Annotated in this window: 15 protein-coding genes and 1 riboswitch; of the genes, 6 read left to right on the forward strand and 9 right to left on the reverse strand. The window is 70.7% G+C overall.

Annotated elements, in window-relative coordinates:
- The first annotated feature begins 501 nt into the window (after nt 1-501).
- Nucleotides 502-681, forward strand: coding sequence for a hypothetical protein (locus ACH34W_RS28935; RefSeq protein ID WP_395964260.1), 180 nt, complete (start codon nt 502-504; stop codon nt 679-681).
- Nucleotides 661-844: riboswitch (cobalamin riboswitch) on the forward strand. It overlaps the preceding gene by 21 nt.
- A 37-nt stretch (nt 845-881) precedes the next feature.
- Nucleotides 882-4,517, forward strand: coding sequence for a cobaltochelatase subunit CobN (gene cobN / locus ACH34W_RS28940; RefSeq protein ID WP_395964261.1), 3,636 nt, complete (start codon nt 882-884; stop codon nt 4,515-4,517).
- 3 nt (nt 4,518-4,520) lie between these two features.
- Here cobN and ACH34W_RS28945 read toward each other — a convergent pair whose 3' ends face one another.
- Nucleotides 4,521-6,332, reverse strand: coding sequence for a serine/threonine-protein kinase (locus ACH34W_RS28945; protein ID WP_395964262.1), 1,812 nt, complete (start codon nt 6,330-6,332; stop codon nt 4,521-4,523).
- 96 nt (nt 6,333-6,428) lie between these two features.
- Nucleotides 6,429-8,282 carry a serine/threonine-protein kinase gene (locus ACH34W_RS28950; protein ID WP_395964263.1) on the reverse strand — a complete coding sequence of 618 codons (1,854 nt, stop codon included), beginning with the start codon at nt 8,280-8,282 and terminating at the stop codon, nt 6,429-6,431.
- A 145-nt stretch (nt 8,283-8,427) separates the two neighbouring features.
- Between ACH34W_RS28950 and ACH34W_RS28955 the strand changes: the two genes are divergently transcribed.
- Complete coding sequence (locus tag ACH34W_RS28955; RefSeq protein WP_395964264.1) at nt 8,428-9,396, forward strand: alpha/beta hydrolase; 969 nt, start codon at nt 8,428-8,430, stop codon at nt 9,394-9,396.
- An 81-nt stretch (nt 9,397-9,477) separates the two neighbouring features.
- Here ACH34W_RS28955 and ACH34W_RS28960 read toward each other — a convergent pair whose 3' ends face one another.
- The 3 genes from ACH34W_RS28960 to ACH34W_RS28970 form a co-directional block, all read right to left on the reverse strand.
- On the reverse strand, nt 9,478-11,250 hold the full coding sequence (locus ACH34W_RS28960) for a serine/threonine-protein kinase (RefSeq protein ID WP_395964265.1): 1,773 nt from the start codon (nt 11,248-11,250) through the stop codon (nt 9,478-9,480).
- Between the two features lie 71 nt (nt 11,251-11,321).
- Nucleotides 11,322-12,284, reverse strand: a complete 963-nt coding sequence (locus tag ACH34W_RS28965; protein WP_395964266.1) for a quinone oxidoreductase family protein — start codon at nt 12,282-12,284, stop codon at nt 11,322-11,324.
- A gap of 92 nt (nt 12,285-12,376) precedes the next feature.
- The gene (locus tag ACH34W_RS28970) at nt 12,377-13,048 is read right to left on the reverse strand and encodes a TetR family transcriptional regulator (protein ID WP_395964267.1); all 672 of its coding nucleotides are present in this window, start codon (nt 13,046-13,048) and stop codon (nt 12,377-12,379) included.
- 345 nt (nt 13,049-13,393) lie between these two features.
- Between ACH34W_RS28970 and ACH34W_RS28975 the strand changes: the two genes are divergently transcribed.
- The 3 genes from ACH34W_RS28975 (at nt 13,394) to ACH34W_RS28985 (ending at nt 17,556) form a co-directional block, all read left to right on the forward strand.
- Complete coding sequence (locus ACH34W_RS28975) at nt 13,394-13,666, forward strand: hypothetical protein (RefSeq protein WP_395964268.1); 273 nt, start codon at nt 13,394-13,396, stop codon at nt 13,664-13,666.
- 205 nt (nt 13,667-13,871) lie between these two features.
- Entirely contained in the window at nt 13,872-14,147 is a 276-nt protein-coding gene (locus ACH34W_RS28980) for a DUF6504 family protein (RefSeq protein WP_395964269.1), read from the forward strand.
- Nucleotides 14,148-14,154: 7 nt separating this feature from the next.
- Complete coding sequence (locus ACH34W_RS28985; RefSeq protein WP_395964270.1) at nt 14,155-17,556, forward strand: DNA polymerase III subunit alpha; 3,402 nt, start codon at nt 14,155-14,157, stop codon at nt 17,554-17,556.
- Between the two features lie 40 nt (nt 17,557-17,596).
- Here ACH34W_RS28985 and ACH34W_RS28990 read toward each other — a convergent pair whose 3' ends face one another.
- The 4 genes from ACH34W_RS28990 to ACH34W_RS29005 all read right to left on the reverse strand — a co-directional run bounded on the left by ACH34W_RS28990 (nt 17,597) and on the right by ACH34W_RS29005 (nt 20,640).
- Nucleotides 17,597-18,283, reverse strand: a complete 687-nt coding sequence (locus tag ACH34W_RS28990; protein ID WP_395964271.1) for a DUF4328 domain-containing protein — start codon at nt 18,281-18,283, stop codon at nt 17,597-17,599.
- A gap of 102 nt (nt 18,284-18,385) precedes the next feature.
- Complete coding sequence (locus ACH34W_RS28995; RefSeq protein ID WP_395964272.1) at nt 18,386-18,733, reverse strand: hypothetical protein; 348 nt, start codon at nt 18,731-18,733, stop codon at nt 18,386-18,388.
- Nucleotides 18,734-18,775: 42 nt separating this feature from the next.
- Nucleotides 18,776-19,426: a response regulator gene (locus tag ACH34W_RS29000; protein WP_395964273.1), complete on the reverse strand. Its 651-nt coding sequence runs from the start codon at nt 19,424-19,426 to the stop codon at nt 18,776-18,778.
- Complete coding sequence (locus ACH34W_RS29005; RefSeq protein WP_395964274.1) at nt 19,423-20,640, reverse strand: sensor histidine kinase; 1,218 nt, start codon at nt 20,638-20,640, stop codon at nt 19,423-19,425. Before ACH34W_RS29005 ends, ACH34W_RS29000 begins: the two co-directional genes overlap by 4 nt.
- Nucleotides 20,641-20,679: the final 39 nt, after the last annotated feature.

Here is a 20,679-nt window from a genome sequence, read left to right on the forward strand (position 1 = left end):
AAAGAACGCCCCAAAGATCCCGAGTGGTTAAACCGCTCGGACGATCCATGGCGGCAGTCGGCTTGACCGACGACTGCCGCTGCTCACGCCGACCTGCGCAGGAGTGATGTCGCCATGTCGACGAGCCTTGGCCCCACGCGGGTGGAACCAGATCATGCGCCCGGGGCTTGTTTGGCGGTGCAGGGCTCAGTTGGAGTCCATCAGCCATTCGCCGGGCAGGTTTGGTCGAGTGCTTCAGCGGTTCGAGCGCGGACCCAGATCCAGTTGCGCTGGTCGTCGCGGATGATGAGATCCGGGCCGGCGAACCAGCGGACCGCTGGAGCCGTGGTTTGAGACGTCGGGTAGTCAGGCGGGCCTGCGAGAACCGATCGAGCCAGCCCTCCCAGCGCTCGGCGCTCTTGTCCGCCAGGTCCATGCGGAGGAACACGGGCGGATCCGGCTGATCCAAGTCTGGATGCCCCAGGAGACGACGGCCTGGTTCTCGACGCGAAAGACGAGGGCGTGCTCTTTGACTCCGAGATCAGCTGGGCTGAGCAGCACATCTTGCAGGCTGGTCAGGTCGGTGCGGTGCCCGAAGAGTTGGTAGGCCTCACACAGCGCCAGGCCGAGCCGCGCCTCGGTGGCATCCAGATCAGGCGGGTGTTGCGGCAGTTGGATGGCATCCTCGCCGACGTAGACTGAGCCTCGCGACGGTGGGGGAGGAACCCGGTGTGATTCCGGGGCTGTCCCGCAACTGTGACCGGGGAGTCCGCCCCCAGGTACGGCCACGGCGGTGACGCTGGAAGGCCGGGGGCACGGCGGTGATCCGGGAGCCAGGAGACTCCCGGCCGGCGCGTACCTCTTCCCCTAGCCGGGGCGCGGACCCCGGAGGAGGCGTGCTGATGCGTGCTCTGCTGCTGTCCACCGCCGATACCGAGCTGCTTGCTGCGGCTGATGCAGGTTTTGCGACTGCCAATCCGGTGCGAGATGAGCTCGACCTGCAGGGCGTCGATCTGGTGGTCGTGCGGCTGCTGGGCGGGCGCAAGACCTGGCCGGAGGGCGTGGAACGGCTGCGGGGCAGTGGGTTGCCGGTGGTCTTTCTGGGTGGGGAGGCCGACCCGGACGCTGAATTGATGGCGTTGTCGACCGTTCCTGCGGGGGTGGCGGCGGAAGCCTTGGACTATCTGCGGGAGGGCGGGGTCGCCAACCTGCGGGAGCTGGCCCGTTTCCTGTCCGACACGGTGCTGCTGACGGGGGAGGGGTTCGCGCCTCCGATAAAGATGCCCTCGTTCGGGGTGCATGGGGATTATGAAGTTCGCGACAGGCCGACGGTTGGGGTTGTGTTTTACCGGGCGCATGAGCTGTCGGGCAATGTCGGCTTTGTTGATGTCTTGTGCGAGCAGATCGAGGCGCAGGGGGCTAACGCGCTGCCTGTGTTCTGTGGATCGTTGCGGGGGGCTGATGCGGGGTTGCTGGAGCTCCTCGGCGGGGTGGACGCGCTGATCGCAACCGTGCTTGCGGCGGGCGGGGCGGTGGCGAGCGACGCTAGTGCGGGCGGGGATGAGGACGCCTGGGATGCGGGCGCGCTTGCGCGTTTGGACGTTCCGGTGATTCAAGGGCTGTGCCTGACGTCGTCCCGGGCGGTCTGGGAAGAATCGGACGCGGCGCTGTCGCCGATGGACGCGGCCATGCAGGTCGCGATCCCCGAGTTCGACGGGCGGCTCATTTCGGTGCCGTTCTCGTTCAAGGAGGAAGGGCGCAACGGGATCCCGGTGTACGTGGCGGATCCCGAACGGGCCGCGCGGGTGGCGGGGATCGCGGTCCGGCACGCGCGGCTGCGGCATGTGCCGAACGCGGAGAAGAAGGTCGCGCTGGTGCTGTCGTCATACCCGACCAAGCACGCCCGGGTCGGTAACGCGGTGGGTCTCGACACGCCTACTTCTGCTGTACGGATGTTGCGGGAGATGGCGGAGGCGGGGTATCGGGTGGGAGATGACTCCACCTTGTGGGCCGATCCCGACAATGGGGACGCGCTGATTCACGCCCTGATCGCGGCGGGCGGGCACGATGTGGAGTGGCTGACCGAGGACCAGTTGCGGCAGGCTCCGGCTCGGGTCTCTCTGGCGGCGTACGAGACCTGGTTTGCGGCGTTGCCGGAGGCCTTTAGGGAAGGTGTGCGGCGGCATTGGGGTGAGCCGCCGGGCGAGCTCTATGTTGACGGGGATGACATCGTGCTCGCTTCGCTGCGGTTCGGGAATGTCGTCTTGATGATCCAGCCGCCGCGTGGCTTTGGTGAGAACCCGATCGCGATCTACCACGACCCGGATCTGCCGCCTTCGCATCACTATCTGGCGGCCTACCGATGGTTGGACGAGGAGTTCGGTGCGGACGCGGTCGTGCATCTGGGCAAGCACGGCACGCTGGAATGGCTGCCGGGCAAGGGGCTCGGGCTGTCGGCTGGGTGTGCACCCGATGCGGTGTTGGGTGATCTGCCGCTGGTCTACCCGTTCATCGTGAACGATCCCGGCGAGGGGACGCAGGCCAAACGGCGCGGGCACGCCACGGTCGTCGACCACCTGGTGCCGCCTATGGCACGTGCCGATACCTATGGTGATCTGGCCAAGCTGGAGCAACTGCTCGATGAGTACGCGACCGTCAATGACCTTGATCCCGCCAAGCTGCCGACCGTGCGGGCGCAGATCTGGACGTTGATCCAGGCCGCTCAGCTCCATCATGACCTTCGCCAGGAGGAGATGCCGGGCGAGGACGAGTTCGACGACTTCGTCATGCACATCGACGGCTATCTGTGTGAGATCAAGGACGTTCAGATCCGCGATGGGCTGCACATCCTCGGCCAGGCGCCGGAGGACGAGGCGCGGGTCAATCTCGTGCTGGCCGTGCTGCGCGCCTCGCAGGTGTGGGGCGGTGTGGTCGGTGCGATGCCGGGCCTGCGTGCGGCGCTCGCTGCGCTGCATGGGCTGGACGAGAAGGTGCTCCTCGCGGATCCCGGTGCGGTGGTGGATCCGGGTGGGCTGACCGAGCTCGCCGACGGCCCGGCTCGTACCGCGTCCGACGTGATCGATCTGCTGGAGATGGTCGCACGCCGGCTGGTCGAGGGCATGGAGCGCGGCGGTTGGAGCGTGGCGGAGGCCAAGACGGTCTGTGTGGAGGTGCTCGGCCGTGAAGTGCCTGATGTTTTGCGGCTGCTGGAGTTCGGCGCGGCGGAGGTGGTGCCGCGGCTGGACGCGACGAGCAATGAGATCGGGGCCGTGCTGCACGCGCTGGACGGCGGGTACGTGCCCGCCGGGCCGTCGGGCTCGCCGACGCGTGGCCTGGTCAACGTGCTGCCGACCGGGCGCAACTTCTACTCGGTCGACCCGAAGGCGATCCCGTCGCGCAACTCCTGGGACGTCGGCGTCGCGCTGGCCGACTCGCTCATCGAGCGCCATCTGGCGGATACGGGAGAGTACCCGTCGAGCGTCGGACTGACTGTTTGGGGAACGTCGGCGATGCGCACGCAGGGCGACGACATCGCGGAGATCCTCGCGCTGATCGGCTGCCGCCCCACCTGGGACGACGCGTCGCGGCGTGTGACGGGCTTCGAGGTCGTGCCGCTGAGTGAGCTGGGGCGGCCGCGCATCGATGTGACGCTGCGGATCTCCGGGTTCTTCCGCGACGCGTTCCCCCACGTCATCGGGCTTATCGACGACGCAATCCGGGCTGTTGCCGAGTTGGAGGAGCCGGGTGAGCAGAACTTCCTGCGGCGGCACGCGCTCGAAGATCGCGCGGCGCACGGCGACTGGCGGCGCGCCACCACGCGGATCTTCGGTTCCAAGCCGGGCGCGTACGGCGCGGGCCTGCTGCCATTGATCGACGCGCGCAACTGGCGCGATGACCGTGACCTCGCCGAGGTGTACGCGGTGTGGGGCGGCTTCGCGTACGGGCGCGGGCTCGACGGGCGCGAGGCGCGTCCGGACATGGAGGCCTCGTTCCGGCGCATCTCGGTCGCCGCCAAGAACCAGGACACCCGCGAGCACGACATCGTCGACTCCGACGACTACTTCCAGTACCACGGCGGCATGGTCGCCATGGTCCGCACGCTGAAGGGGCACAGCCCGGCCGCCTATGTGGGGGATTCGGCTCTTCCCGAGCAGGTCAAGACGCGGACTCTTGCTGAGGAGACGCATCGTGTCTTCCGCGCCCGTGTGGTCAACCCGCGCTGGATCGCGGCGATGCGGCGGCACGGCTACAAGGGCGCGTTCGAGCTGGCCGCGACCGTGGACTACCTGTTCGGGTACGACGCGACCGCGGGGGTGGTGGACGACTGGATGTACGAGTCGCTCGCCAAGGAGTACGTCTTCGACGAGGAGACCCGCGCGTTCATGGAGCAGTCCAATCCGTGGGCGCTCCGCGGCATCACCGAGCGGCTCCTTGAGGCCGCCGACCGTGAACTCTGGGCCGAGCCCGACCCCGACGTCCTGGATCGCCTCCGCGAGACGTACCTCCAGCTCGAAGGCGACCTGGAGGGCGGTGAGTGACCGTCACGCCTTGACCTGGCTGAGCGTGAAGTCGTCGAACGACGCGCTGACGCGTTCCTTGGCTCCGGCGTCGAAGAGGACCAGCCCGGTCGATCCCTGACGCAGCGGTTGCGCGGTGTCGGAGCGTTCGAAGATCTTGCTCCCATTCACCCAGAGACGGATGCGGGTCGCGGTGCCGCGCAGATCCAGCTCGGCCTGGAGCCGGTTGTATCCGCTCGCCTTGAACCCGGGGATCTTCGCGGTGGCGAGCTCGGTCCCCTGGCCGCCGACGAGTTTCTCCAGTCGCGCCGTGCCGTCCGGCCGGAGCACGACGTCGTACCGGTCGTCGTTGGTGTTGAGCAGGTGCACGCCCGCGGCCCAGTTGACGTTCGTCTGGACCGGGTTGAGCCGGACCTTGACGTCCACGATGGAGTGCCGGGGAACCGTGGCCTGCCTGGTCGCCGTGCACGTCTCCGTGTTGCCCGCCTGGGCCAGGATGTCCAGGAGGAACGCGCTGTCGCGATAGCCCGCGCAGTCACCCGAGCCGTTGGGCCAGCCGGTGGACGTGTCGCCGAAATCGTCCTTCAGCACTGCGGCTCCGGCGGCGGGCGGCCCGTCACCGGACGTCGGTGGACGTGCCCCGTTCGATCGCCACGGCTGGACGATGGCGACGGCGGCCACGGCCAGCACCAGCGCCCCGATCGCCAGATTGCGCGGCCGCCATGGCGGCGGCTTGCGGCTGCCGGGCGGTGCGGTCTCCGTGGGCGTTGGAGCCGTCGGTGGTATCAGCGGTGCCCCGGGAACGCTCTCGTGCGGGGATGGGGAAGGGGATGGGGATGGGGAACGGGCGGGGGCAGGAACCGGGGGCTCGTTGTGCGGTGTCGGCATTACCGGCGGCCCGGGTACGGGTGGCGGCGTTGCCACTCTTGCCGGTGCCGGTGCCGGTGCCGGTGCGGGGGCGGCGGCAGGGGCAGGCTGTGGTTTGTGATCGGGCTCGGTCGACGGTTCGGTGGTGGACGGGGTGCGGAGACCGGTCAGCTCGCGGACGAGCTCGGCGGTGTCCGGCCGGCGGGCCGGGTCCTTGTCCAGGGCGCGGATCACCAGGGCGCGCAGGTCCGGGTCCAGGTCACCGACGGCCGGCGGTTCGTTGACGACACGGTGGATGATCTCTGGGATCGTGCCGCCGCTGAACGGGGCGTGCCCGGTGCCCGCGTACGTCATGACGCAGCCCCACGAGAACACGTCGGCCGCCGGAGTGAGCGCGCCGCCCCGCATGAGCTCGGGGGCGATGTACGACGGCGTGCCGACGAACTGGCCGGTCCGCGTCAGCCCCCCGCTGAGCGCGTCCAGGGCGCGGGCGATGCCGAAGTCGATGACGCGCGGGCCGGTCGAGGACAGCAGCACGTTGGACGGCTTGAGGTCGCGGTGCACGATCCCGGCGCCGTGGATGGCGCCCAGCGCGGTTGCGATGTTGACCGCCAGCCCCTCCAGGGCGCCCTCGCTCATCGGCCCTTCGGCGCGGATGACCTGTTCCAGCGTGGGTCCGTCGACGTACTCGGTCACCACGTACAGCGGCTCGCCGTCCAGCCGCGCGTCCAGCACGGCCGCGGTGCAGAACCGCCGCACCTGCCGTGCGGCCGTCACCTCGCGCCGAAACCGTTCGTTGAACGCGTCGTCGTCGGACAGCTCCAGGTTGATGACCTTGATGGCCACCCGGCGGCCCGCCTCGTCGAGGCCGAGATAGACCGTGCCCATCCCGCCGCGACCGAGCCGGCCGGTGATGCGATAGTGCCCGAGCCGTTCAGGATCGTTCGGCCGGACCGGGGTCGTTGGCATCTTCCCTCCCACAATCATGAGATGCGAAAGGGAAGATCCACGTTCACGAGGGACGCAGAGAGATCTCGCTGGTGACCGGTGGAGGGGGCGGGTGCCCTACCCCTCGACCTTCGGCTCGGTGAGCGAGAAGTCGTCGAAGAACGCCACCGCGTCGGTGTTCTGCGCGGCCACGTGGGGGCGGTACACCATGAGGGCGCTGGTGCCCATTTTCAGGGGGTTTTGGGTGTCGGTGTACGCGAAAGCCGGTTCCTCGTTGACCCAGACCTTGATCACGGTGCTGGCCCCGCTGAGATCGAGCAGGACCTGGAGCCGGTTGAACCCGTCGGTCTCGAAGTCCTCGATATCGGCGCTCTCGAGGGTCAGGCCGGTCTTGCCGCCGGTCTGCTTGCGCATGCTCACCTTGTGATCGGGCCCGATCACGACCGCGTAGCCGTCGGTGCCGTTGCCGGCGAGGAGCATCCCCGCCTCCCACCGCTTGTTCGCCGGCCCGGACTGCAACTTGATCTTCACATCGTGCAGGTAGCGATTGGAGGGCCTGGGCTGCAGCCCGGGCACGGTGCAGTACTTCGAGTCGTCGGTGAGCACGGCGCTGATGCGGAACGCGTTGTCGGCGACCTCACCGCAGCCGGGGGGATTCACCCCCCAGCCAGGCGTGGCACTGTCGAACCGCTGGCGGGCGACGATCTCGGCACCGTCCTTGGGCGCATCGGACGACGAGCCGCCGGACGGCGAAGCGGTGGGCGGGCCGCCGGTACTCGGGTTGCCCGTCGACGAGCCCTTGGACGAGCCGTCCGGAGCCAAGCTCATCGCCAGGACCACGGCGGCGATCACTCCGAGGCTGCCACAGGCCATCGCGGAGTACGCTCTGCGCTTCGACCGCGGGTGACGGGCGTGGGGCGGCGCGGCGCTCTGCGGCGGCGGCGTAGACATAGGCGGCATCGTGGGCGGCATCCCGGGCGGGCTCTGGTGTGCCGCCTGCGTGAACGGCACGGGCCCGGCCGAGGTTGGCGGCGGACCAGGAGTCGAAGGCGGGCCGGGAGGCGGCGGCCCCTGCTGGTCGGCCCAGGTCCTGCGGTCCTGGGGCGCGGTCTGCTGCCAGGAGGCTTGGAGCGTGTCCGCGACCTGGCCCGGGTTGGGGTCGGCGTGGCCGACGAGCCGCGCCAGGACGTCCTGTGTGGACGGGCGGCGCGCAGGGTCCTTGTCGAGGGCGGAGGCCACCAGATCGTGCAGATCGGGGTCGAGGCCGTCGAGCATGGGCGGGTCGTGCGCCACGCGGTAGAGGGTCGCCGGAACGGTGGCGGCCGAGAACGGCGCATGTCCCGTACCGGCGTACGCGACCACGCAGCCCCAGGCGAAGACGTCGGCGGCCGGGGTGACCTCCTCGCCGCGCATGAGCTCGGGAGCGATGTACGCGGGCGTGCCGACGAACTGGCCGGTGCGCGTCGGGCCGTCCACGGCGTCCAGGGCGCGGGCGATCCCGAAGTCGATGACGCGCGGGCCGGTCGTGGACAGCAGCACGTTGGCGGGCTTGAGGTCGCGGTGCACGATCCCGGCGGCGTGGATGGAGCTGAGCGCGGTCGCGATGCCCACGGCCAGGCCTTCGAGCGCGCCGCCGTGCATCGGGCCGTTCTCCCCGACGGCCCGGTCGAGCGACGGCCCGTCCACGTACTCGGTCACCACGTACAGCGGTTCGCCGTCGAGCTGGGCGTCCAGCACGGCGGCCGTGGAGAACCGGCGGACCTGCCGGGCGGCGGTGACCTCGCGCCGGAACCGCTCGTGGAACGCGGGGTCGTCGGCCAGCTCGGCGTTGATCACCTTGACGGCGACCGGCCGGCCCTGCATGGTCTCGCCCAGGTAGACCGTCCCCATGCCGCCGCGCCCGAGCCTGCCGGTGAGGCGGTACGACCCGAGCCGGGTGGGGTCGGCTGATCGCAAGGGCTCGGGGGACATCAATGCTCCTCGCATTTCCTGGGACGTCGTATTTCCCGGGGCTTCATTTCCTGGGGCTTCATTTCCTGGCGCCTTGAGAAGATACACGCTTCCAGTTGGATGCCCGCCCGATCAAGCGCGTTCCGGACGCCGTACGCTGACCGCCATGAAAGCGACGGAGGACGTCCTCGGCCCCGGCTACGAGGCCATCGAACTGCCCCTCGGGAACGATGTCGAGGGCGAGGTCGTGGCCACCCTCGTGCGGCGCCGGCGCCCGGGGACGGAGCCGTCGCGGCGCGCCGTCCTCTATGTGCACGGGTTCGTCGACTACTTCTTCCAGGGGCATCTGGCCGACTTCTATATCGATCAGGGATTCGATTTCTACGCCCTCGACCTGCGCAAGTACGGCCGGTCGCTGCGGCCCCACCAGACGCCCAACTTCGTGCAGAGCCTGTCCGACTACTACCCGGAGATCGACGAGGCGGTCCGGATCGTCCGCGAGGAGGACGGGCACGACGTGCTCCTGCTCAACGGGCACTCGACCGGCGGCCTGATCGCGGCCCTCTGGGCGGATCGGGTCAAGGACCAGGGACTGGTCGACGGGATCTTCCTCAACAGCCCGTTTCTCGACATCGCCGAGCCGCTGGTCATGCGCAAGGTGGGCGCCGGGATCGCGCGGGCGTTGCGCCGCCGGTTCCCGCTGGCCAAGCTGCCCGCGGCCGTCTCGGACCGGTATGCGCGCAGCCTGCACCGCGATCACGACGGGGAGTGGGAGTTCGACCTGGCGTGGAAACCCCTGCTTGGCTTCCCCGTCCGTGCGGCCTGGTTGGCGGCCATCCGCCGAGGTCAGCTGCGCCTGCACGCCGGGCTGGACATCGACGTGCCCGTGCTGGTGATGTCCTCCGTACGCAGTGTCCGGCCCAAGCCCAAGCTCGCGGTGGCCGACCTCTCGAGCGCCGACGCGGTGCTGGACGTCGAGCACATGGCGCGCTGGGCGCCGCGGCTCGGCCGCCACGTCACCCTCGTCCGGATCGACGGTGGCCTGCACGATCTTGTCCTGTCCCCCAAGCCCGCCCGTGACCAGGTGTTCGCCGAGCTCACCCGCTGGATGATCGGCCACCTGCCCACACCGTGACACGGAGCGGGGCGGAGCGGAGCGGGGGCGGGGCGGAGCGGGGGCGGGCGGGAGCGTCGGGGGGCGAGGTGTCCCGGGTGTTCAGCCGACGATCTTGGAGATGTCGAAGTCGTCGAAGTCGCCGACGGCCTTGACCGAGGTGTTGCCGCCGGCCGAGACGTCCAGCCCGGCCGTGCCGTTGTCCAGCGGCTGGTCGGCGTCGGTCGCGTCGATGACCTGCTCGCCGTTGACCCAGAGCCGCAGGCGCACCTTCTTGCCCTTGTCCTGCTCCTCGCAGGCGATCTGCAGCTTGTTGGGGGCGCCCTTGCCCTTGAACCCGGGCACCGAGTCGGGGGTGGCCAGGTTCTTCGTGCCCATGTCGCCGCCCCCCTTGACCAGCAGCGCGCCCTTGCCGTCCTTGCGAACCTTGAAGACGTACTGGGTCTCGCCCTGGTCCTTCGCCCGGCAGGAGAGCCCGGCCTGGGCGTCGTTGGGACCCGCGACCAGCGTGACCGTGACCGTGACGAGCACCCGCGTGGGCATGTCCTTGCCCTCTTTGGGCGACCAGCGCCCGCGGAACGGCGTGGACGAGTCGGCTTCCAGCCGGTACTTGCCCTGCAAGTAGCCGTACTGGCTGGTGAACGTGCCGCCACCCCACCCGGAGTCGGCGCTGGCGAAGGTGTCGCTGAACGTCGAGGCGAGCTTGTCCGGTGGGCCGTCCGGGCCGAGCAGCGACCACACGCCCAAGCCGACGACCAGCACGCCCGCGACGGCGGCGGCACCGATGATCATCGGCTTCCGCGGGACACCGCCACCGCCACCGCCGCCCGGGCCCTGCGTCGGCGGCGCGACCCCGGCGGGCGGCGCGACCGGGGCGGGTGGAGGCGGCGGGAAGCCGTGCGGCGCGTCACGGCGGGTGGTCTCAGTGCCCGGGGCGGCCAGGATCGGCGACGGGGCGACCCGGGTGGTGGCGGAGCCGGGGCCGGCGGGCTGCGGGCCGTGCCACGACGCCTGGACGCTCTCGGCGAGCCGGGCGGGGTTGACGTCGGCGTGGCCGACCAGCCGGGCCAGCAGATCCTGCACGGTCGGGCGGTTGCGCGGGTCCTTGTCGAGCGCGGCGGTCACGAGGTCGCGCAGGCCGGGGTCGAGCCCGTCGAGGACGGGAGCGTCATGCGCCACCCGGTAGAAGATCTCCGGGACGGTGTTGCCGGCGAACGGGGCCTTGCCGGTGCCCGCGAACGCGACCACGCAGCCCCAGGAGAACACGTCGGAGGCCGGCGTGATCGGCTCGCCGCGCAGCAGCTCGGGCGGCAGGTAGTTGGGGGTCCCGACGAGCTGGCCGGTGCGGGTCGGGCCGTCGGCGGCGTCCAGGGCGCGGGCGATCCCGAAGTCGATGACGCGCGGGCCGGTCGTGGACAGCAGCACGTTGGCGGGCTTGAGGTCGCGGTGCACGATCCCGGCGCCGTGGATGGCGGCCAGCGCGGTGGCGACGCCGACGGCGAGGCCCTCCAGATCGGAGCCGGGCAGTGCGCCCCGGTCGCCGACCGTCCGGTCCAGGCTCGGCCCCTCGATGAACTCGGTGACCACGTACAGCGGGTCACGGTCGAGCTCGGCTCCGATCACCGGCGCGGTGCAGAACCGCCGGACCTGGCGCGCCGCCGTCACCTCGCGGCGGAACCGCTCCCGGAACGCCGCCTCGCCGGCCAGCTCCCGGTTGATCACCTTGACCGCGACGCGGCGGCCCGACGGGTCCTCGCCCAGGAAGACCGTTCCCATGCCGCCCCGTCCGAGCCGGGCGAGCAGCCGGTAAGGGCCGAGCTCCCGGGGATCGTCCGGCTGGAGGGAGTCGAAGTTCTCTCCTGCGTGCGTGGTCATCGTGATCCTGGGGGGTGTGGGGTCTGTGAGGGTGTGGGGGTTTGTGCTGAAAGCACACCCTAGCGTCCCCTCTACGGCGTCAGGATCAGCTTGCCGGTAGTGCGGCGACCGGCCAGGTCCTCGTGCGCGGTACGGGCGTCGGCGATGTCGTAGCGTCGCCCGATGTGCAGGCGCAGATCACCCGCCGCGACCCATCCGTACACCTCGGAGGCCCGCTGGAGGAGCTCCTCGCGGGTGGCCGTGTAGTGCCCGAGGGAAGGCCGGGTGAGGAAGGCGCCGCCCGCGGCGTTAAGCCGTTGCGGGTCGAACGGCTCCACCTTGCCCCCGGCTGCCCCGTACAGCGCGAGGAGGCCGCGCCGCCGCACGCTGGCCAGACTGCCGTCGAACGTGGGCGCGCCGACGCCGTCGTACACGACGGGCACGCCCTCCCCGCCGGTCAGCCGCCGCACCTCGTCGGCGAAGCCGTCGTAGCCGATCACCTCGTCGGCCCCGGCGTCGCGCGCGAGCTTCTCCTTCTCCGGGGTGGAGACGGTGCCGATGACCCTGGCGCCGAAGAGCTTGCCGAGCTGGGTGAGCAGGAGCCCCATGCCGCCGGCCGCCGCGTGCACGAGGATGGTGTCGCCGGCCTTGACCTCGTACGTCGAACGGGTCAGGTAGTGGGCGGTCATGCCCTGGAGAAGGGCGGCTGCCGCGTCCTCCAGGCTCACGCCGTCCGGCACCGGGACGACCTTGTCGGCGGGGACGGCGGCACGTTCGGCGTAGGATCCCGGCACGTTCGCCCACGCCACGCGGTCACCGACCGCGAACTCGGTCACGCCGTCGCCGACGGCCGCGACGGTGCCCGCGCCCTCGACGCCCGGGACGTACGGCGTCGGCTGCGGGTAGGCGCCGGTCCGGAAGTAGATGTCGATGAAGTTGACGCCGCTCGCCGCGATGTCGATGAGGACCTCGCCCGGACCGGGCACCGGGTCCTCGCGCTCGGCAAGGGTAAGTACTTCGGGGCCGCCCGGGCTCTCGACGACGATCGCGCGCATGCTGAAGCTCCTCCGGTCGGTCATCTGTGACACCGGCCAAACCCGGTCACGGCGGATCCTATTCCGGCCTCAGCGTGAGATCAGGTTGCGGGTCAGATCAGGTCGCGGAGGGTTTCCTGGGCCAGGGTGATGTTCTCGCCGACCCTGGCCGCGACCGTGGGGGCGTCCCAGACCTCGTGCCGGGCGCAGTCCTCGAAGGCCACCCGCACCGAGGCGGCGTGGAACGCGACGATCAGCCGCGGGCGCAGGTCGGTCTCGGGGTCCACGCCGAGCCGGCGGGCGACCACGCCGGCGAGCACCTTCTCGGTCTCCTTGTGGCGGGCCATGTGGGCGTGCACGAGGGCGGGCGTCGTCTCCACGACCTGGTGGATCTTGCGGAACCGGGCGCTCTCGTCCGGGCCGCTCTCCGCGATGTTCTGCAGGACGACGCGCAGGGAGGCGAAGAGCGCGGCGAGGGGCTTCTCGCCGGGCGGGCGGGCGGCCACCGCCTCCACCATGATCTGGTCGTACTGGACCATGGTGTCCATCACGACGTCCTCTTTGGTGGCGAAGTAGCGGAAGAACGTGCGCTGGGACACGTCCACGGCGGCCACGATCTCGTCGATCGTGGTCGCCTCGTATCCCTTGGCGAGGAACAGGTCGAGGGCGGCATCGATGAGGGCCAGCCGGGTCCGCTGCTTCTTGCGTTCGCGGAGGCCGTCCAGTGTTCCTGAGAGAGCGTGTGCTTCCGAGAGAGCGCGGCCGTCGCCGGCGGCTACGGTCATCGTCGGGTCTCCTGTCGTGGAAGGGACGAGCAGAGCTCGGCCGGATCGGCGCCTAAAGGGTCTTATCACGGCGCGCGGTTTCGCGGACGGCCCAACGGTGGGGACGCCGCGCCAGAGTCCGCCGGGTTCCACCTTCGAATCGGTATGTAAGCATGGAGTGCCCCTCCGTCACGTACGCGAGGCAGGCTGCCCGGGCAGGAAGAGGTTGCTCGACTCTTTGGGGATTCCTTGCGGTGATCATTTCTTGGGGCCATGCTTGATGAGGGTCACAGGTTGTTCACGTTCGATCACCAGAGGTCGTCGGGCTGCCGGTGCTCCACACCCCTGACGAGGCGGCTGATCGCGGTGTCTGTTGTCGGTGCGCAGGAAATCGCCGAGTTGCGGCGGCATCATCTCGCCGCGCTCGCGTACGAGGCCGAGGCGCGCGGTCTCAGATGGCGGCTGGCCGGCCCCGAGGAGTCGGTGCTCGGCGTCGCCCACCCGGTGACCCGGCGACAGGTGATGGTCGTCGCGACTCCCTCCGGTGACGGCTGGTCGTATCTCTGGACCGGCGGCGGCATCGCCGACGTCGGCAACGTCACCAGGGTCGCCGACAGGCTCGTCCGCATCCTCACCTGAGCGTTCACGGCTTGAGAGATCGGCCGGTCCATCCAGGACAACCCCGGCCGACCCGCCGGTAATCCCGCTTCTGGACGCCCGCCGGGTGACCCCGCCTTGCCTCTGCCCGAGCGCCTTCCCTAGACTCGTGACGAACGTATGTTCGAATCGGGCTGCATGCCTTCCCCCGTGCGGCGATCACATGATCTAGGGCCGGGGGAGGCAGATGACTCGCGTATTCGGGGATCCCGTGGACGTCTGGGTGACCGATGGACGTCCGGTCAGGTTCGTCTGGAGGGGGCGGCTCTACACCGTTCGAAGGGTGCTGGAGCACTGGGTCACCACCCGCGACTGGTGGCGGGAGCAGCAGCCCGAGGAGGAACTGGCCGGGGAACGGGAGTTCTGGCGGGTCGAGGCCACTCCGGACACCGAGATCGGCGTCTACGAGCTGCGCCACGACACCGCGACCGGTGACTGGATGCTTTCGCGGGTATGGGACTGATGTGGCCGTGCATCTGCATGTTGCTTCGGCCTATTCGCTGCGGCACGGCGTCGCGACGCCGCAGGCGCTGGCCGAACGAGCGGCCGAGCTGGGCATGGGGAGCCTCGCACTGACCGACCGCGACGGTCTCTACGGGGCGGTCAAGCATGTCCGGGCTTGCAGTGCCGCCGGGATCGGCCCCGTTCTCGGCGCCGATCTGACGATGCCCGATGAGCGGCGCGCCATCGTGCTGGCGGTGGGCGGCACCGGCTGGCGGTCGTTGTGCCGCCTGGTGACCGCCGCCCACGGCGCCGCGCGGGGGAAGCCGGTCACGAGCCGTGAGCTGATCGGCGCGCACGCCGCGGGTCTGGTGGTCCTGCTGGGCCCCGCCTCGGACGTGGGGCAGGCCATCGCCGATCGCCTTCCGGACCTGGCCGCGCGGCGGCTCGCGGCCTGGCGGGAGAGCGCCGAGGTGGTGGTCGAGATCGTCAACCACCACGGTGCCGGGGACGGCCACCGCGCCGCCCGGATGCTCGCTCTCGCCCGTGAGGCCGGGGTGCCGGCGGTCCTGGGCAACGCGGTGCGCTACCTGGGGCCTGCGGACCATCCGGTCGCGCAGGTGCTGGAGGTGACCCGGCGCCTCGTACCGCTGAACCGGCGCCACCTCGACGACCAGACAGGCCACGCCTACCTGAAGTCCGAGGCCGAGATGCGCCAGGTCGCGGAGCTGACCTGCGGTCCCGGCGCGGCGGCGGGCGAGGTCGACCGGCTGCTGGCGGCCACCCGCGAGCTGGCCGAACGCTGCGTTCTCGACCCCGCCCGCGACCTCGGCATGGACCGGGTCCACCTGCCGGACGTGACGGGCGACCCGTATGAACGGCTCGTCACCCGCTGCGAGGACGGCCTGGTGCGGCGAGACCTGGCGCGGGGCAGCCCGGGCCCGAGTCCCCGCCACTCGCCGTCGGAGGTCAGAGCGCGCCTGGACCACGAGCTGGGCATCATCAAGCGCAGGGGCCTGGCCGCCTACTTCCTGACGGTCGCCGACGCCGCCGCACTGATCCGGTCGCGTGGCATCCGGTGCGCGATCCGCGGGTCGGGGGCGGGCAGCCTGGTCAACTACCTGCTCGGCATCGGCGATCTGGATCCGCTGCGGCACGACCTGGTGATGGAACGGTTCCTGGCCGACAGCCGCCCCGGCTTGCCGGACATCGACCTGGATGTGGAGTCGGCGCGGCGGCTGGAGGCGTACAGGGCGCTCTTCGAACGTTTCGGCCATGGCAACGTCGCGTGCGTCTCGATGATGGAGACCTACCGGGCCCGCAGTGCCCTCCGCGACGTCGGCAACGCGGTCGGGCTGCCGCCGCACGAGATCGACGCCATCGCCAAGGCGTTCCCGCAGATCCAGGCCCGGCAGATCCGCACCGCCCTCCATGAGCTGCCAGAGCTCCGGCAGAGCAACCTGGCTCAGGGGCATCTGGACGTGATCTTCAGGATCGCCGAACGGCTGGACGGGCTGCCCCGCCACATCGCGATGCACCCCTGCGGCGTCCTGCTGTCGAACGCGACGCTGCGGGACCGCACGGCCGTGGAGCAGAGCCTGGCCGGGTTCCCCATGAGCCAGTTCGACAAGGAGGACGTCGAGGCCATGGGATTGCTCAAGCTCGACGTCATCGGGGTCCGCATGCAGTCGGCGATGGCGCACGCGGTGGCGGAGATCGCCCGCGTGACGGGGGAGCGGGTGGACCTGGAGGCCGTGCCGCACGACGACGGCCCCACGTACGAGATGATCCGTACCTCCCGGACCCTCGGCTGCTTCCAGATCGAGTCGCCGGGGCAGCGCGAGCTGGTCGGCAAGCTGCAGCCGCGCAACCTGGCCGACCTGGTGATCGACATCTCGCTGTTCCGGCCGGGGCCGGTGAACGCCGACATGGTCAGCCCGTTCCTGGAGAGCAGGCACGGCCTGCGGCAGCCCGGTTATCCGCATCCTGACCTGATCCCGGTGCTGCAGGAGAGCCTCGGAGTGGTGGTCTTCCACGAACAGGTGCTGCGCGTGTTCGACGTCATGACCGGATGCGGGCTCTCCGATGCCGAGGCGGCGCGGCGGAGCCTGGTCACCGAGGCGGGCCAGGAGCAGGTGTCGGCGTGGTTCCGGGAGCTTGCCCTGGCGCGCGGCTATGACGAGCCTACGGTCGAACGGGTGTGGCGCATGCTCACGGCGTTCGGCGCGTTCGGCTTCTGCAAGGCCCACGCGGCCTCGTTCGCCCTGCCCACCTACCAGTCGGCATGGCTGAAGCGGCACCACACGGCCGCGTTCTACGCCGGGGTGCTGACCCACGACCCCGGCATGTATCCCAAGCGGGCCATCCTCGACGACGCCCGGCACTTCGGCGTCCCGATCCTGCCGCTGGACGTGAACCGTTCCGCCGAGACCTGGCACGTCGAGCCGGTCGCGCAGGGTGGGGCGGTCGCGCAGGGTGGGGCGGTCGCGCAGGGAGGGGCGGCGGGGATCAGGGTGGCGTTGAGCGAGGTGAAGGGGATCAGCCAGGCCGAGGTGGAACGCATCGTCGGGGAACGCGGCGACCGGCCCTACTCCTCCCTGCGCGACTTCTGGCGGCGTGCCCACGTCTCCCGGCCCATCGCTGAACGCCTGGTCATGGCGGGTGCCTTCGACGACCTGCATGGCGAAGGGGTGTCGCGGCGCGATCTGCTGTGCCGGGTGGGCGCGCTGGACCGGGCGGGTGTTGCGGCGGTGCGGGTGCTGGAGGGTCAGCTGCCGCTGGAGGGGGACGAGTTCGTCGAAGAGATCCCCGCGGGGGAACTGCCCGAGATGACGCCTGCCGAGGTGGTCGAGGCGGAGCTCGCGATCCTGGGCATGGACGTGAGCCGCCACGTGCTGAGCTTCTACGACGGGCTGCTCGACGCGCTCGGCGTCGTCCGCGCCCGGGACCTGACCGGGCAGCGGGCGGGTGCCGAGATCCTGGTGGCGGGGGTCAAGGTCGCCACCCAGACCCCGGCGGTACGGTCCGGGCAGCGTGTCATCTTCGCCACGGTGGACGACGCGACCGGGCCGGTGGACGCCACGTTCTTCGAGTCGGTGCAGGACCGGTGCGCTGCGACGGTCTTCGGCTCCTGGCTGCTGGTGATCCGCGGCCGGGTCCGGCGTACGGGCCCGCGGGCGGTCACGCTCAACGCCACCGCATGCTGGGATTTGGTGAGCCTGTACGAGGAGTGGCGCCGGGGCGGGTTGCCTGCCGTGCAGCAGCTGATGGCGGCAGCGGACCGGACGGGGGCCGGACCGCGGCCGGTGGGCCGGATCATCTACGCCAACGGTTTCGCGATGTCCCCGTATGCCGACATCGGCCATGCGGGCGATGCCGTCAAGCGGCCTCCCGGCCGTTTCTGGCACGCCAGCGGCGGCAGCTCAGGCTGATCTCGGTGGTTTTGGGGCGAGCTCGGGGGCTGGGGCCAGATCAGTGCAGAGCCGGGGAACGCACCTGGAGGCGGGTGATCTGGAACACGTTCATCATGCAAAGGGCGGCGGCGAGGGCCTGGAAGGCGGCCGCTGCCACGCCCAGGTGCACCGAATAGCGGGCGTCGGCCAGCGTGTTGACGCTGCTGCCCGCGAACAGTTTGGAGAGGCCGATGCCCAGCAGCACGCACGCCCACCAGCCCCCCACGATCAGGCCGACCACGTGCCGTTCGGCCGTCCGATAGCGGCCGCTGCTGACCCAGATGTCGTAGACGAGCCGCGGCGGCATCCACAGGTTGACCACGGGAAGGACCCAGCCGAACACCACCCAGGCCTGGCGGTGCCGGTGCGGCCCGGCCGACTGCCGGTAGGCCCGCCACAACCAGCCGAGATACAGCAGGCCGGTGATCACCGCCATGACCCCGCAGATCAGGAAGACGTCCGCGTAGGGGCCGAGCGCCTTGCCGGTCGTGGCCGGATCATAGGTGTCGTGGGTGGCGTCGTGCAGCGGGTCGATCAGCCGCAGCAGGCTGATGCCGGAGCCGAGCGCGACGAACGCGTTGAAGCCGAGCAACATGAACACGGCGATGCCCACGGCCCTGAAGTCCCGGCGCCGCGCCCACGCCCCGCAGGCCGGGCAGCGTACGACCTCGGCCGGGATGATGTCGCCGCACAGAGCACACGGCATTGCCCGCACCTCCGAGACCGTTTCCGAGACGACTTGCCCTCCGTTGCCACGGATACTACGTAGCTTTGCCACCCCTTGACCAACGGCCGTCCGGCGGCCCCTTCAAAGGATCATGCTGGTGGTGATCACCGTGGCGGTGGCGGTGAGGGTGAGCCACGCCGCAAGCCGCCGCAGGTCACCTTGCTGAACGAGGCGTTCGGGACGGCCCCGGGTCACCAGGATCAGCGCCCACCATTCGGCGGCGACCGCGATCGAGAGGTACAGGAAACCGAAACCCAGGATGGAGGGGAACAGCACCACCGCGGGCAGGGCCAGGACGTGTGCGAGCAGGGTGAGACGGCGGGTGTAGCCGGACAGGCCGCGACGCAACCCGCCGGCCACCGCGCCCCAGCCGGTGGCCGCGACGATCCACACCGCCAGCACGGTGACGGGAATGCCGCTGTTCAGCAAGCCGCGACCTTTGGCGCCGCAGTGACTGCCGTGCGGAGTCGCTCAGCGGGCAAGGCCGGATTCCCAGGCCCAGGCGGCGACCTCCACGCGGTTACGGGCGGACAGCTTGCGCTGGACGCTGCCCAGGTGGGTCTTGACCGTGGAGAGCGAGACGAAGAGCTCCGCGGCGATCTCCTCGTTCGTCCGGCCGCGCGCGACGAGCCGGACGACGTCCAGTTCGCGTTCGGTGAGCGGCTCGCCGGGCGGGGAAGCGGCGGCCACGGGGGGCTTGGCGAGGTTCTCCAAGAGCCGGACCGTGATCGAGGGGGAGACCAGGGCCTCGCCGTTGGCCGCCGCGCGCACCGCTTCGACGAGGAGCGCGGGACCGCTGTCCTTGAGCAGAAAGCCCGCCGCGCCGCCGCGCAGCGCCCCGTACACGTACTCGTCCATGTCGAACGTCGTGACGATGACCACCCGCAGCGGCTCGGCCACGTCCGGCCCGGCCAGCAGGCGGGTCGCCGCCAACCCGTCCATTTTGGGCATCCGGATGTCGAACAGGCAGACGTCGGGCCGCAGCCGCCGGGCCAGCTCGACCGCCTCGGCGCCGTCGGCAGCCTCGCCGACCACCTCCAGATCGGGCTGCGAGTCGATGATCATCCGGAATCCGGTCCGGACCATCTGCTGGTCGTCGGCGATGAGTACACGGATGGTCACGGTCCCGATTGTGGCAGGTGATCGGGATCGGGGAGCACCGCCACGACCTCCCAGCCACCCTCGGGGCGGGGACCGGCGTAGACCTGGCCGCCGAGCGCCTCGACGCGTTCGCCCAGCCCGACCAGCCCGTACCCGCCCGACGGCAGCCGGCGGCGGGCCGCCTGGGACGGCCCGCGCCCGTTGTCGCGCACGGTCACCTCGACGCCCCGCGCCGTCCGGCCGATGCCGACCCGGACGGCCGTGGCGTAGGCGGCGTGCTTGCGCGCGTTCGTCAGCGCCTCCTGGACGATCCGGTGGATCGAGGTGGTCACCTCGGGCGCCAGGACGCCCAGATCGCCGGCGACCTCCAGGGACGCGGGCGGGTCGGTGAACCCGGCGACGAGCTCGGCCACCTGGCTGAGATCGCCGACCGGGCGGGTCTTGGAATCGCCGTCCGCGCCGGTGTCCTGGGCCTCGCGCAGCAGGCCGACCATCCGCCGCATCGACGTCAGCGCCTCGGTGCCCGCCTTCTCGATGCCCGCGAACATCGTGTCGAGCTGCTCCGGGCTCTGCGCTGCGCCGGACCCGGCGATGAACCGGGCGGCCTGTGCCTGGACGACGATGCCCGTGACATGGTGGGCGACGAAGTCGTGCAGGTCGCGGGCCAGTTCGAGGCGTTCGTCGCGGCGCGCGGCCACCAGCGCGCGGGCCCGGCGCGCGTCGATCGCCCGCAGCCACAGCCCGGCGCCGATCGCGACCGCCACCAGGACCGCCAGCGGCGCGGTGAAGAGCAGCAGGCTGACGGCCGAGCCGCCGCGCACCGGCATGGACACCGCCGCGCCGCCGACCACGACGGTCAGCGGCACGAGGCGTTCGCGCGGCTGCCGCCAGATCACCCGGGCGACCAGGACCAGCAGCCCGGCGAACTCCAGCAGCATGCTCGGGTTGTCGATCGGCGGCTGGGCCAGCGCCGCGAACACCGTGAAGAGGATCGACATGGACGCGGCGGCCAGGGTCCAGAACAGGAACCGCTTGGTGGCCAGGGCCGCCCAGGCGCAGACCGCCGCGATGACGATCAACACAAGGTACGTCGAGAGGTCGCCGCCCCCCGTCTCGCCGCCGGCGCTGACCAGGCACAGGGCCAGGAAGAGGGCTGCGAGCGCGCCGGCGGTGCCGCGCACGAGGCAGCCGCCCAGCGACGTGATGCGGTCCAGCCGCGCGCCCGGATCAGTCATGACAACGCAGGCTACGACCCTGGCTGGACGTGCGTATCG

This window comes from Actinomadura sp. 6N118 (assembly GCF_044326415.1).
Lineage (GTDB): Bacteria > Actinomycetota > Actinomycetes > Streptosporangiales > Streptosporangiaceae > Spirillospora.